At 36.7% G+C, this 719-nt stretch carries 1 protein-coding gene; it reads right to left on the bottom strand.

Going from position 1 to position 719, the window contains the following annotated elements:
• Nucleotides 1–719 (bottom strand): DEAD/DEAH box helicase family protein (locus ACFILL_RS09430; RefSeq protein ID WP_375643857.1); only part of this gene is annotated, 719 nt, incomplete at both ends.

Here is a 719-nt window from a genome sequence, read left to right as displayed (position 1 = left end):
GTATTTTCCCCCGCATCTTCCTTTAACCAGTCAAGTTGTTTTGTACGCTCTTTAGCACTAAAGGTTCCATCAATATGGGCAAGGGTACAGTTAAGAGGAGGAGTATCTTTATAGTTTTTATGAAGAGCGCGTAAAGATTCTTGCACTTTTTCTTTTTTGAATCTTTTGCATATGCGTTTAGAAGTATCAATATCTTTGCAAAAAGCTAAAGCTCTACGCATGGGCTTGGGGTCATCTTCAAGATCAAGTTTCAGATCCATTTTGGTAAGGGCTCTATAACAGCCATTAATCTTGGTCCTATCGTCAAGAATAAGTTCATAATTCTTATCGGTAATAAGATGTTGAATGGATTGGCTTACTTCTTTTTCATTGACAACTAATATGATAACTTTACAAGGTGATAACAGTTTATGTTCTAGAGCTTCCGCAAATGTATAATGATGCAGTTCTTTGCCATAAATTTTTTCGTCATCCATAGAGGCAAGAACAGTATCAGATAGGTCAGCTTTCCTTTTTATCTTATCTGTAAAGATTTTGGGGGTTGCTGTCATATATAGACGTTTTTTACCCCGAATGATTCTGTTATCATGAACCTTGATAAATTCAGATTCACGCTTGTCTGTTCCTAACACAGCCCCAGTTGTTCTATGTGCTTCATCGCAAATGATTAGATCAAATTCGGGTAAACCATGCTCTTTTTGCGCATCTGAAATCACTTG

Source organism: Bartonella sp. AP20NXHL (assembly GCF_042196165.1).
GTDB lineage: Bacteria > Pseudomonadota > Alphaproteobacteria > Rhizobiales > Rhizobiaceae > Bartonella.
Note: the sequence above shows the minus strand (reverse complement) of the source record. Positions and strands in the feature narration are given on the sequence as shown.